Origin of the sequence: Synechococcus sp. EJ6-Ellesmere, from assembly GCF_024345875.1 — a bacterium.
GTDB classification, from domain to species: Bacteria; Cyanobacteriota; Cyanobacteriia; order PCC-6307; family Cyanobiaceae; genus Regnicoccus_A; species Regnicoccus_A antarcticus.
On the sequence record NZ_JAGQBY010000097.1, the window covers coordinates 1 to 11,911 of the forward strand.

At 67.6% G+C, this 11,911-nt stretch carries 12 protein-coding genes; 6 read left to right on the forward strand and 6 right to left on the reverse strand.

Annotated features, from left to right (window positions below; all coding sequences use genetic code 11):
- Positions 1-1,333: FAD-binding protein (locus tag KBY78_RS11260; RefSeq protein WP_255143663.1), on the forward strand; the 1,333-nt coding region annotated here is incomplete at its 5' end.
- A gap of 25 nt (positions 1,334-1,358) precedes the next feature.
- On the opposite strand, the gene KBY78_RS11265 is transcribed toward KBY78_RS11260, so the two are convergent.
- Both KBY78_RS11265 and KBY78_RS11270 read right to left on the reverse strand, forming a co-directional pair.
- Entirely contained in the window at positions 1,359-2,279 is a 921-nt protein-coding gene (locus tag KBY78_RS11265; protein WP_255143664.1) for a vitamin K epoxide reductase family protein, read from the reverse strand.
- Positions 2,276-3,112 (reverse strand): BtpA/SgcQ family protein, encoded by an 837-nt coding sequence (locus KBY78_RS11270; protein WP_255143665.1) that lies wholly within the window; start codon positions 3,110-3,112, stop codon positions 2,276-2,278. The genes KBY78_RS11265 and KBY78_RS11270 overlap by 4 nt, the downstream gene beginning before the upstream one ends.
- 113 nt (positions 3,113-3,225) lie before the next feature.
- Here KBY78_RS11270 and rimO point away from each other — a divergent pair, with 113 nt between their 5' ends.
- The 3 genes from rimO (at position 3,226) to KBY78_RS11285 (ending at position 7,707) form a co-directional block, all read left to right on the forward strand.
- The gene (gene rimO, locus KBY78_RS11275) at positions 3,226-4,659 is read left to right on the forward strand and encodes a 30S ribosomal protein S12 methylthiotransferase RimO (RefSeq protein ID WP_255143666.1); all 1,434 of its coding nucleotides are present in this window, start codon (positions 3,226-3,228) and stop codon (positions 4,657-4,659) included.
- Positions 4,656-5,894: an MFS transporter gene (locus KBY78_RS11280; RefSeq protein WP_255143667.1), complete on the forward strand. Its 1,239-nt coding sequence runs from the start codon at positions 4,656-4,658 to the stop codon at positions 5,892-5,894. Before rimO ends, KBY78_RS11280 begins: the two co-directional genes overlap by 4 nt.
- A gap of 208 nt (positions 5,895-6,102) precedes the next feature.
- Positions 6,103-7,707, forward strand: coding sequence for a B12-binding domain-containing radical SAM protein (locus KBY78_RS11285; protein WP_006172212.1), 1,605 nt, complete (start codon positions 6,103-6,105; stop codon positions 7,705-7,707).
- Positions 7,708-7,727: 20 nt separating this feature from the next.
- Here KBY78_RS11285 and KBY78_RS11290 read toward each other — a convergent pair whose 3' ends face one another.
- Positions 7,728-8,150, reverse strand: coding sequence for a DUF4346 domain-containing protein (locus KBY78_RS11290; RefSeq protein WP_255143668.1), 423 nt, complete (start codon positions 8,148-8,150; stop codon positions 7,728-7,730).
- Between the two features lie 22 nt (positions 8,151-8,172).
- Entirely contained in the window at positions 8,173-9,351 is a 1,179-nt protein-coding gene (locus KBY78_RS11295; RefSeq protein ID WP_255143669.1) for a GNAT family N-acetyltransferase, read from the reverse strand.
- Here KBY78_RS11295 and KBY78_RS11300 point away from each other — a divergent pair.
- Entirely contained in the window at positions 9,350-9,850 is a 501-nt protein-coding gene (locus KBY78_RS11300; protein ID WP_255143670.1) for a hypothetical protein, read from the forward strand. The two genes, KBY78_RS11295 and KBY78_RS11300, sit on opposite strands and share 2 nt — an antisense overlap.
- Here the strand turns inward: KBY78_RS11300 and KBY78_RS11305 are convergent.
- The gene (locus tag KBY78_RS11305; protein WP_255143671.1) at positions 9,837-10,484 is read right to left on the reverse strand and encodes a dihydrofolate reductase family protein; all 648 of its coding nucleotides are present in this window, start codon (positions 10,482-10,484) and stop codon (positions 9,837-9,839) included. The two genes, KBY78_RS11300 and KBY78_RS11305, sit on opposite strands and share 14 nt — an antisense overlap.
- Positions 10,481-11,419, reverse strand: coding sequence for a 6-carboxytetrahydropterin synthase (locus tag KBY78_RS11310; protein WP_255143673.1), 939 nt, complete (start codon positions 11,417-11,419; stop codon positions 10,481-10,483). Before KBY78_RS11310 ends, KBY78_RS11305 begins: the two co-directional genes overlap by 4 nt.
- Positions 11,420-11,522: 103 nt before the next feature.
- On the opposite strand from KBY78_RS11310, the gene KBY78_RS11315 reads away from it, so the two are divergent.
- Positions 11,523-11,911, forward strand: a 389-nt coding sequence (locus KBY78_RS11315) for a shikimate kinase (RefSeq protein ID WP_255143672.1), incomplete at its 3' end; no start/stop codon positions are given.

Below are 11,911 nucleotides of genomic sequence, written 5' to 3' on the forward strand. Positions count from 1 at the left end.
CGAGGCCGCCCACAGCCACCGGCGGGTGCTCCACGCCCAGGACCGCACACGAGGCGCCCTGGTGGATGCCCTGGAGAGTGAGGTGCTGCGCCGCCCTGGGCTGGTGCAGCTCAAGGGGCTGATGGCGCTTCAGATCTGGGTCGAGCAGGGCCGCTGCCTCGGACTGCAGGTGCTGGAGAACGATCAGGTGCGTTGGCTGGGGGCCAGAGCGGTGGTGCTGGCCAGCGGCGGCGGCGGCCACCTGTTCGAGAAGACCACCAATCCCTCCCAGTCCACCGGTGATGGAGTGGCGATGGCCTGGCGGGCCGGGGCCACCATCCGCGATCTGGAGTTCGTCCAGTTCCATCCCACCGCCCTGATGCTGCCAGGGGCTCCCCACTTCCTGATCTCCGAGGCCGTGCGGGGTGAAGGGGCCCGCCTGATCGACAGCCACGGCCACAGTCCAGTGACCGACCTCGCCAGCGGCGACCTGGCTCCCCGCGATCAGGTGAGCCGTGCCCTGGTGCGAACCATGCAGGCCCAGGGCGTGGACCACCTCTGGCTCGACCTGCGGCCGGTGGGACAGGAGCGGTTGAACCGTCAATTCCCAACAATTCTGCGCCGCTGCCGGGAGCTGGGCCTGGAGCCCACGGCGGCGCCCATCCCCGTGGCTCCGGCCGCCCACTACTGGATGGGTGGTGTGAGCACAGACCTGAGCGCCGCCACCAATCTTCCTGGCCTCTACGCCGTGGGTGAAGTGGCCTGCAGCGGCGTGCATGGCGCCAATCGCCTGGCCAGCAATTCACTGATGGAATGCCTGGTTTTTGCCGGGCAGCTGCGGCAATTGTCTCTGCCGGAGCAGCAGCCCTTGCCCCGCACATGGGGATCAGCATCACCTGCTGCTGGGAGCGGCTGCCCCCCGCAGCTCGCCCAGGCCCTGCCCCTCGAGAGCGAGTTGCTCGCCCAGAGCGAACGGCTGCGCCGCCTCTGCTGGCGGGTGGCGGGGGTCGAGCGCCAGGAGCGGGAGCTGCGGGAGGCCCTGGGGCTGATCCGCCTCCAGCGGCTGGAGCTGGACGATCATCCCTGGATTCAGGCCCTGGCACGGCTCGAGCCCGGCGATCAGCTCGCCCTCGGCCCGGGCGGCGGCGGCATGCTGCGCCCGCTCAACGATCTGCGCCAGCTGCTCACCCTGGCGGATCTGCTGGTGGAGGCTGCCCTGTTCCGCCGCGAGAGCCGTGGCGGCCACTACCGCACCGACTGCCCGGCGCCACAGCCCTTCTGGCAACGCCACTCCCGGCAACAGCGCGGTGAGGCGATCCACACGACTCCGTTGCTGGAAGGGAACTCGTGCTGAGGGCTGGTCCGTCTCAGGTCACAGCTCAGAGCCTGCCCTTGAAACCACTCAATTCAGCAAGCCTGGCGAGGGGCTTGACGCCGGAATCCAGCTTGCCGTTGATCTCCCAGGTGGGGAATCCCTCCAGGTTCTTGCTGTCGCAGAGCGCTTTCTGATTGTTGACACCATCGGCGGCGCATTCGATCACCTTGAGCTTGGCGGTGGCCTCCTTGCCGAACAGCTCCTTCTGCTCATGGCAGTGGGGGCACCAGTAGGCGCTGTACATCACCGCACCGGATCCGCTGAGATGCTCCGCCAGGGCCAGGGTGGCCGGGGTGCTGACACTGACCACGGGCGGTGGCGTGCCACGGGTGCCCAAGGCGGCGGGCCGATCGACTGAGGCGGCCCAGCCCAGCCCCACCAGCCCCACCAGAAGGGCCACCAGCACCCCGCGGAACACCAGCTGGCCGCGGTCGTCCCACTGGCCGCCGATGAGGCTGAGGACGAACAGGCTCAGACTGAGCACAGCCGAGAGCACACAGAAGAAACAGAAGGCCTTGATCTTGAACACCAGCAGCCCCATCAGGAGCAGGCTGAACACGGCCATGCCGCCGCTGAAGAGGAACAGTCCCCACCAGCTGCGCTCGGCGATGGCCGAGCGGGCCTCGCCCGTCAGAACCAGTGGCAGCACCGCCAGCACCAGCACTGTGGTGTAGGCGAGAAAACCAAAGAGCGAGAGCGGCTGACCGAACAGGCTGCCCCAGACACTGTTGAGCACCTTGTCGCAGCCTTCGGCTCCGCCGGGGCAGCTGAGCGGGCCGATCAGCCCCCAGCGCTTGAGAGTGATCGCGCCGGTATCGATCGCACCGATCGTGGCCAGAACAGCCATCACCACGCGAACCCAGCGCAGTCCGGGGTCGGATCGTCGACGGCTGCTCAAGCGACTGCTCAAACGGGTGGAGGTCACGGCAGGGGCTGAGGCTGGGCCGATTGTGGCAGCATCCGCTTCAGTGCACAGACCCGCTCAGGGTCCACCGGCGCCGAGATCAGGCCGTCGCGCTTCAGCGCCGTGCCGGCGATCACGCCGTCGCAGGCAACCGAAAGCCGCCTCAGCGTCTGCGGAGTGGCTCCGCTGCCGATCAGCACAGGGGCCCCGGCTGCCGCGGCCCTGGCCTGCTCCAGATCGCCAGGATCGGTGGGTCTGCCGGTGCCCGTGCCCGAGACGATCACCCCATCGGCACCGCCGCGCTCGAGCACATCACTCACCGCCTCCACCATCGACAGCGGCGCCAGAGGGGCACCGTGCTTGACCAGCACATCGGCCAGGATCCGCACGGATTCAGCCCCCAGCAGGCGGCGCCGGCGCAGCAGCTCGGCGGCCACCCCCTCGATCAACCCCTGATCGGTGACCGTGGCACCGCTGAGCACATTCACCCGCAGAAAGCGAGCGCCACTGGCCTGGGCGATGGCCAGGGCCGCCAGGGCGTCGTTGCGCAGCACATTGATGCCCACAGGCCGCTCCGTGGCCCTCACCACCGCCAGGGCCAGCCGGGTCATGGCGGCCACCGTTTCCGGAGGCACCGATCCCCGCCAGAAGGGCACATCGCCGAAGTTTTCCACGATCAGGCCATCGGCGCCACCGCTGAGATAGGCCTCGGCATCGGCGAGGGCGGTGGCCTCCAGGCTCCCCAGATCACCCGCCCAGCCCGGGGAGCCCGGCAGGGGGCCGAGGTGAATCACCCCGATCAGCGGACAGGGCTGGGGGAACAGCTCACGCCAACGGGATCCAGGGCAGGGCATGGCGTTGGCCGCAGAAGGGGAATGAACCAGGCCGAGGCACCCGGATATCCCATAGGGTGATGGATTGGTCCTGGGAGTTCTACCCACGGCCAAGGTTTTCGGCCTCCGCACCCATGTCTCCCGCCAGCGCAGCTTTCCCCGCAGGATCGGTCCGGCCCGGGGAGTCCGGGGCCAGCCGTCCCACGGTGGCCTTCGCCCACCTGGGCTGCGAGAAGAACCGGGTCGACACCGAGCACATGCTCGGGCTGCTCGCCCAGGCTGGCTACGGCATCAGCGCTGATGAGCGCGACGCGTCGGTGGTGGTGGTGAACACCTGCAGCTTCATCCAGGACGCCCGTCAGGAATCAGTCCGCACCCTGGTGGAGCTGGCCGAGCAGGGCAAGGAACTGATCATTGCCGGCTGCCTCGCCCAGCATTTCCGAGAGGAGCTGCTGGAATCGCTGCCGGAGGCACGCGCGATCGTGGGCACCGGTGACTACCAGCACATTGTGGACGTGCTGGAGCGGGTGGAGGCGGGGGAACGGGTGAACCGGGTGAGCGACGTGCCCACCTTCGTGGGAGATGAGCACCTGCCCCGCTACCGGACCACCTCCGAGGCGGTGGCCTTCCTCAAGGTGGCCGAGGGCTGCGACTACCGCTGCGCCTTCTGCATCATCCCCAGGCTCCGGGGCGACCAACGCTCCCGCACGATCGAATCGATCGTGGCCGAAGCCCATCAGCTCGCCGACCAGGGGGTGCAGGAACTGATCCTGATCAGCCAGATCACCACCAACTACGGCCTCGACCTCTACGGCAAACCCCAGCTCGCGGAGCTGCTGAGGGCCCTGGGGGAGGTGGAGATCCCATGGATCCGGGTTCACTACGCCTATCCCACGGGCCTCACGCCGGAGGTGCTGAGCGCCTACCGGGAGGTGCCGAATGTGCTCCCCTATCTCGACTTGCCGCTGCAGCACAGCCATCCCGAGGTGCTGCGGGCCATGAATCGCCCCTGGCAGACCGGCTTGACCACTGAGCTGCTCGGCCGGATCCGCGAGCAACTGCCCGATGCGGTGCTTCGCACCACGTTCATCGTCGGCTTCCCCGGTGAAACCGAGGAGCAGTTCGAGCACCTGCTCCGTTTCGTTGAGGAGCAGCGCTTCGACCATGTGGGGGTGTTCACCTTCTCCCCGGAAGACGGCACCGCGGCGGTGGATCTGCCCGATCCGGTTCCGGCTGAGGTGGCGATCGAGCGCCGTAACCGCCTGATGGCGGCTCAGCAGCCGATCGCGGCCGAACGCAATGCCAGTTGGGTGGGCCGGATCGTTGATGTGCTGATCGAGCAGGAGAACCCCAGCAACGGCGGGATGATCGGCCGCTGGGCCCGCTTCGCTCCCGATGTGGACGGGGAAGTGCGGGTGAGCCCAGGCCCCGGCGGCCTCTGCGCCGCCCCAGGAACCATGGTGCCTGTGCGCCTCACGGCCTCCACCCCTTACGACCTTCAGGGCGAGGTGGTGGGTGCCAGGGCCATGGTGGAGGAGGCACTGGCAGGACGCGAGGGCCGCGGTTGAGGCACTGGATCCGCCGCAACCAGCGCACCACCTTTCTGATCGCCTCGGGGCTGAGCACCGCCGGCTCCTTCGCCGGGCTTACCGCCAAGGGCTGGATCCTGATGGACCAGACCAGCAATCCGCTGCTGCTGGCCCTGCACTTCGGGGCCCTGGCGATGCCGAGCCTGCTGGCCAGCGGCAGCGCCGGGGTTCTCACCGACCGGGTCGGCTGCGAACGGGTGCTGATCCGCTCCCAGTGGGGTCTGGTAGCCGGTGCTGCGCTGGGGGCCGTGGCCATCCCCTGGCTCACGGGGGCCGCCCAGGTGACCCTGCTGCTACTCAGCACCCTCGTGGTGGGCCTGGCCAGCTCCTTCGAGCTCACGGCCCGCAACAAGTACTGCGCCCTGCTGGTGGATGAGCCGGCCCAACTGGCCCCCTACCTCACCTCCTTCTCGGTGGTGTTCAACGTCGGCAAGCTGGTGGGGCCGCCCATCGGTGGGTTGCTGCTCGCCCTGACGGGACCCGCCACGGCGCTGACCATCGATGCGGCCTCCTACCTGCTGCCGATCGCCACGGTGCTGTGGCTGCTGCAGCCCGACCTCAGCGCCGAGCGGCGCAGCGGCAGTGGCACCGATTCAAGCCTGGCCAGTGCCTGGCGGGGCTGCGGCGCCAGCCTTCGCCACGTGGTCGTGTTCACCGGCCTGGCCTGCCTGGCGATCTTCTTCCACCCCGGCCTGGCCCCGTTGATCGCCGCCCAGGTGCTCGGGCCATCTCCCCAGGCCCTGGGCTGGTTCACCAGCGTGCTGGCGGCCGGCAGTATCAGCGGGGGGCTGCTGCTGCAACGACGCAGTCAGTGGTTGAGCCAGCGTCCTTCGCTACTGCTGGGCGGTTGTGTGCTGATCACCAGCCTTGCCCAACTGGGCATGGCCTTGACGGCACCCACGCCCTTCCGGCTGGGGATGACCTTTCTGATCGGAGCGGGAACCGCTGGTCTGCTGGCGGGCAGCAACCTGATCCTGCAGGTGGGAGCTCCGCTTGTACTGCGCGGACGGATGGCAGGCCTTGGCCAGATTGCCTTCCTCGGCGGCGGCGGTTTCAGTGGCCTGATCGCCGCCGGACTGTGCCTGAGGCTGGGCCTGCCGGCCACCTTCGCCCTGATGGGCAGTGTGGGGCTGGCGCTGGGGCTGATGGAGCTCACCAGCCGCTGGGGACTGCGCCTGAATCCAGTGGACTCAGATCAGCTTGATGCCGCGTAAGACCGTGGAAAGCAGAAAGGCTGTCACCAGTCCAGCGGCCACCAGAGCGAGGTAGAGAACTGCCGCCATGGCCAGCACGGAAAGAGAACCTGATCATTAGAGCAGAGCAACCCTGCTGCCGTGGGTTGCCCTTAGGCTGACGCCCAACCACCGCGGGGGCAGGCGAAGGCCTGCCAGTCCCGTGTCCCGTCCTACGAACCGGATCAGCATGCGCGCTCTGCTCGTCTACCCGGAGTTCCCCAAGACTTTCTGGAGCTACGAGAAAATCCTCGAGCTCGTGAACCGCAAGGTTCTGCTCCCTCCGCTTGGGATGGTCACCGTGGCGGCCCTGCTGCCCCAGCAGTGGGAGTTCAAGCTGGTCGACCGCAATGTGCGCGAGGTGACCGAGGCCGAGTGGAACTGGGCGGAGCTGGTGATCATCTCCGGCATGATCGTGCAGAAGGCCGACATGGCCGCACAGATCGCCAAGGCCAAGCAGCGGGGCCTGCCGGTGGCCGTCGGCGGCCCGTTCGCCAGTTCCACACCTGATGCCCCAGAGATCGCTCTGGCCGACTTCAAGGTGCTCGATGAGGGTGAGATCACCCTGCCGATGTTCATCGAGGCCCTGGAGCGTGGAGAGCAGCAGGGACGCTTCAGCTCAGAGGGAGTGAAGCCCGACGTGACCGGTACACCCATTCCGCGCTTCGATCTGCTCGAGCTCGACGCCTACGACTCGATGTCGGTGCAGTTCTCCCGGGGCTGCCCCTTCCAGTGCGAGTTCTGCGACATCATCGTTCTGTATGGCCGCAAGCCCCGCACCAAGACCCCCGAGCAACTGATCGCCGAGTTGCAATACCTCTACGACCTGGGCTGGCGGCGCTCGATCTTCCTGGTGGACGACAACTTCATCGGCAACAAGCGCAACGCCAAGTTGCTGCTGCCTGCACTCAAGCAATGGCAGATTGATCACGGCTACCCCTTCAGCTTCGCCACCGAAGCGTCGGTGGATCTGGCCTCCGACGAGGAGATGATGCTGATGATGGCCGAGAGTCGCTTCGACAGCGTTTTCCTCGGCATCGAAACCCCCGATGAGGCGAGCCTGGAGACAGCCCGCAAGCTGCAGAACACCCGCAGCTCCCTCGAGGAGTCCGTGGATCGGATCACCTCCTACGGCATCCGCGTGATGGCCGGCTTCATCATCGGCTTCGACGGTGAAAAATCCGGGGCCGGCAACCGCATCGTCGAGTTCGTGACCCGCACAGGCATTCCCGCGGCCATGATGGGCATGCTGCAGGCCCTGCCTAACACAGGCCTCTGGCATCGGCTCGAGAAGGAAGGCCGCCTGATCCAGGACAAGGCCGACGCCAAGGGGGTCAACCAGACCAACCTGCTCAACTTCGTGCCCACCCGTCCGATCCGCGACATCGCCAACGAATACGTGGAGGCCTTCTGCAACCTCTATGAGCCGAACGCCTACATGGATCGGGTCTTCAGCTACTACCACAAGGTGGGCAAGCCCCGTTGGAAGCCCTTCCTCAAGCCCGAGCATTCCGGCTTCAAGCTCCCCAGCTGGACCGACGTGCGCGCCCTGCTGATCGTGATCTGGCGCCAGGGCCTGATCCGCGACACCCGCGGCCGGTTCTGGCGGTACCTGCTGGCCATGGCGCGCACAAATCCAGATCAGCTGGAGCAGTTCCTGGTGGTGCTCGCCCACAACGAGCACTTCATGGAGTACCGCAGCATCGTCACCGAGGAGATCGAGGTGCAGCTGCAATCGCTGCCGCCGGAACCCCCTCCCGCCACCGCCGAGGTGAGGGAACTGCAGCCGGCCTGAGGCCCCGATCTTCAGGGGCTTCAGTCCTGGATGTAGGAGTCGCCCGAGCGCAGGGCAGCTTCGGCTTTTTGAAGCTCACGACCCAGGTAGAGCGCGTGATCCAGCCGGCTGATCGGGGCCGGGCCGGCTCCTTCAGTGAGCTGAATGCCCAGCTCCTTGGCCGTGCGGCCTCGAAACACAGTCAATGGCAGGCGGGGGGCACCTCCACGGCAGCTGAGCACTTCACCGGTGTCAGGGTCGGTGGCCAGGCCTCTGGCATTGATGCCGTTGCCGTAGAGCTCGGCCACCAACTCTCCCCGCTCGCGATCAAGGCTGATCAGCACGTACCCGGCGGGGTCGAGATCGATGGAGCGCTGCGACAGGCGTTCATCGAGGGCACGCAGCTCCTGCAGGGGTGAAGTGGACGACGTTGGAGAAGTCGTGGTGGGGGCTCGCTGGTCCATGACCTGATCGTAAACAGCGGCCTCAGCAGGCGCCCAGGGGCAGCTCGCGGCGGCTGAAGGGCAGCTCGGCATTTTCCGCCTCGATCTCCTCGAGCATCTGGGCATTGGCCGCGGGCAGCCAGCGGCGCAAGAGCCGATCGAAGCCTGGATCCTGCCAGCGGTGCAAGCTGGCCCTGGGCTCGGCCAGAAAACCCCGGCGCCGCTTGTGGCTGCCGCCAGCCCCTGGATCAAAGCCACGGATGCCCTGTCCGATCGCCCACTCAATCGGGGCGTAGTAGCAGACCTCGAAATGCAGGTTCTCGACCTCCCGATCACTGCCCCAGTAGCGGCCCCAGAGGGACTCGCCGTGACGCACGCAGAGGGACATCGCCACCGGCTCGTGAGGGTCGCCCCCATGGGCACTGAAGAGCACCAGATGCTCCCGCAGCTCCAGGGCATCCACGTGGAAGAACTCCTCACTGAGGTATTTGCTACCCCAGGCCCCCCAGCGGCTGCAATGTTGCGCGTAAAAATGATGCATTCGCTCCAGCATGGCGGCGGAAATCTCGGAACCCGCCAGGGGTGTCACCTTCAGACCAGCCGCTGCGATCGAGCGCCGCTCCCGGCGGATGTTGCGCCGCTGGTTGGCATTGAAGCCAGCGAGATAATCCTCGAAACTGCTGAACCCGTCGTTGGTCCAGAGGCTCTGCTGATTCAGCCAGGTGGCACAGCCGGCGGCCTCGGCCGAGGGCTGCCACTCGGGATCGACGTAGAGAAAGTTGCAGCTGAAGATCTTCTGCTCGCGGCAGAAGCGATCGATCAGCTCCAGCATCAAAGCCGTGATTTCCACCCCGTCTTCACCGGGATCGGTGTGAAAGCGATAGCCCTGGACCGGGCTGAGCGGGCTCATGCCCACCAGCTTCGGGTAGTAGCGCTGGCCCAGCTGGCCGGCGAGCTGGGCGAAGGATTGATCGAAGACGAATTCCCCGTAGCTGTGGCCCTTGAGGTAGAGCGGCGCCACAGCGATCAGCCGCTCCTGCCGCCACAGGCTCAGGTGGCAGGGCTGCCAGCCCTGGCGGGGCACGATGCTGCCAGAGCGCTCCAGGGCATGCAGCCAGGGCCAGCCGTAGAACGGGAGACCCGCTGGCCCCGTGAGCTCCTGCCAGGCTTTCCGTGGAATCTCCGTCATGGCCCGGTGCCAGCGGGCCTGCAGCTCAGCCATGGCGGAGGAACACGTGGGCGCAACAGCGGGGGGCAAAACTAACGGCATGGCGCAACCACTGCACCGGCTGTCGGCCCAGATGTCGGCACTCCTGACGCTGTCCACGGCGATGGCCTCCGGGCTGGGCTGCCCCCCGCCTGCCTCGGCCAGTCTGCTGGGGCCAGTGCTGCGCCTGATGCGGCCCCAGTTGGAGAGAAAGCTCAGCGACGTGTGCGTGAGCGCTGCCGCCGGCGGCCAGGCCAGCCTGGAGCGCAGTCTGAGGGAACCCTGCCGCCGCCTCGCGGCACCGGCCAGTGCCTGCCTGATCGCGGAGGCCGAGAGCAGCGGGCGCAGCTTCGGGGTGATCACCGAACTGGCCCGGGGCCGTCTCGGCGACGACAGTGAGGTGGTGGTGAAACGCTGCGTCGCCAAGCTGCTGGGGCTGCCCGCTGACAGTCTCAAGGAGGTATCGCTCGAAGACCTTCAACGCCGCTTCAAGCTGCCCGTCACGCCGCGGTAGGTGCCCCACAGCGATACCGCAGCAGCATCTCGCCGCCCCCCAGGGGCCTGTGCTCGATCAACTCCCAGCTCTGGCCGGTGAGGTCGGGCGCCAGGGCGCTCACCCAGCCGTGCCGTCCCCCCAACAGCAGCGGACAGAGGCTCAGCTGCAGCTCCTGCACCAGACCTTCCACCAGCAGGGCCGTGGCCAGCTCAGCACCACCGAGGAGCACCAGCCGGCGGAGCCCTCGCGCCCCCAGCTCCTCCAGGCAGGACGGCCAGTCGCCAAGGTCCAGATGGGCATCAAAGGCGGGCTGGGCTGGCCCGGGCGAGAGCAGCCAGCGCTCCAGGGGCTGGGAGAAGAACGGCAGGCCCGGCTCCAGCCCGCGGCCTCGGCTGACCACGACGGTGATGGGTTGGGGGGAGCGGCCCTCGAGGCGGCGCTGCGCCAGCAGCTCAGGGCGATGGATCAGGCAGGTGCTGCGGTGCACCCGGACCGTGGCCGCTCCCACCAGGCAGCCGTCGGCCCAGGCCAGGGCCTCCTCCAGCACGGTGCGGTCGCCGACACCTCCGAGCTGGGCGGCACCCCCATGGGCTGGTGCGAGGCGGCCATCAAGGCTGATGGCCAGCACCAGCCGCAGCTGGGGAAGACTCAAGCGCCGGCGAGGGCCTCCAGCACAGCGGGGCGGGTCTCGAGGAGGGGCGTTTCGGCGAACACCTCGGCGGCGTTGTTGGGGCTCTCCTGCAGACGCACCTTGTGCAGGGCGGCGCCGGTGGCGGCGATCGGGGCGCTGAGCAGATCAGCGATGTGCAGGGCGATGTTCTCAGCGGTGGGCACACAGGTGGCGAAATGGGCCACGTCCTTGTTGAGGAAGGTGTGATCGAAGGGCTCCACCACCAGCTCGTTCACCAGGTTCTGCAGCTCCCCGAGGTCGCAGACCATGCCGCTGCGGGGATCGATCGCGCCGCGCACGGTGACATCGAGCAGGTAGTTGTGGCCATGGCCATGGGGGCGGGCGCACTTGCCGTAGATCGCTTCGTTCTCGCCCAGGGAAAGCTCCTCGCGGGCCAGGCGGTGGGCGGCGGAAAAGTGGGTGCGGATCGAAAGGAAGGCTTCCATGGGGTTGCCGATGACATCGGCCCAGAGGGTGGGTTGCTCGTAAAGGCGGAGACCGACGAGCGGCAGGTGCGGAGCCAGGCGGGTCCAGATCGCCTGGGTCAGGGCCTCGGTGGTGGGCAGCCGGCCCTCGGGCCGGCTGAGATCGAATTCCGGCCAGCAGTCGTTGAGAAAACGGAAATCGAGGGGATCGGTGACCTCTCTGCGAATCGCGTGCTTCACATCGGAGAGGTTGAGCACCATGCCATCGCCATTGAGCGGGCCGGCCATCGCCACGATCAGCTCGTAGTTGTGGCCATGACCCGGGGCGAGGCTGCAACGGCCGAAGCGGCTGGCGTTCTCCGCATCGCTCAGCTCCGGCAGCCTGTAGAGGTGGCTGGCGCTGAACAGGGCCCGGCGGGTGATCGCGCAGCCACGGCCGCGGCCATGGCGAAGCGGGCCGGCGGAAACGCCAGCGCTGGGGGTGGCTGGCATCGCCATGGTCCCGGTGGCCATCGGCTCAGTGGCGTCCTGCTCGGCCATCCTAGGGATTCCGCCCCTGGCAACGCCGGGTCCACCCCCTCGCCGCCCAGCCCCCATGGCCATTGAATCGCCCTCCCCCGCCAGCGTCACCCCTGGGTTGCCGGGGAGCCTGGAGGGCCTGAACATCTATCTGGTGGGGATGATGGGGGCCGGCAAGAGCAGTGTGGGACGCCCGCTGGCACAAGCCCTCGGCTATCGCTTCATCGATGCCGACAGCGTTCTGGAGCAGCACGCTGGCTGCTCGATCCCCGAGCTGTTCGAGCAGCGGGGGGAGGCGGGCTTCCGCGAACTGGAGTCGGCCGTGCTCAACCGGATCGCCTGCTGGCATTCCCTGGTGGTGGCCACCGGCGGTGGCGTGGTCAGCCGTCCCTGCAACTGGGGCCAGATGCGGCAGGGGCTGGTGGTGTGGCTGGACGCCGATGAGCAGCTGCTGCTGGAGCGCCT

Coding starts and splice junctions, on each gene's coding strand:
- KBY78_RS11270 (WP_255143665.1), bottom strand. CDS start 3,112: ATGCCCTGCCCTGGATCCCGTTGGCGTGAGCTGTTCCCCCAGCCCTGT.
- rimO (WP_255143666.1), top strand. CDS start 3,226: ATGTCTCCCGCCAGCGCAGCTTTCCCCGCAGGATCGGTCCGGCCCGGG.
- KBY78_RS11285 (WP_006172212.1), top strand. CDS start 6,103: ATGCGCGCTCTGCTCGTCTACCCGGAGTTCCCCAAGACTTTCTGGAGC.
- KBY78_RS11290 (WP_255143668.1), bottom strand. CDS start 8,150: ATGGACCAGCGAGCCCCCACCACGACTTCTCCAACGTCGTCCACTTCA.
- KBY78_RS11300 (WP_255143670.1), top strand. CDS start 9,350: ATGGCGGAGGAACACGTGGGCGCAACAGCGGGGGGCAAAACTAACGGC.
- KBY78_RS11295 (WP_255143669.1), bottom strand. CDS start 9,351: ATGGCTGAGCTGCAGGCCCGCTGGCACCGGGCCATGACGGAGATTCCA.
- KBY78_RS11310 (WP_255143673.1), bottom strand. CDS start 11,419: ATGCCAGCCACCCCCAGCGCTGGCGTTTCCGCCGGCCCGCTTCGCCAT.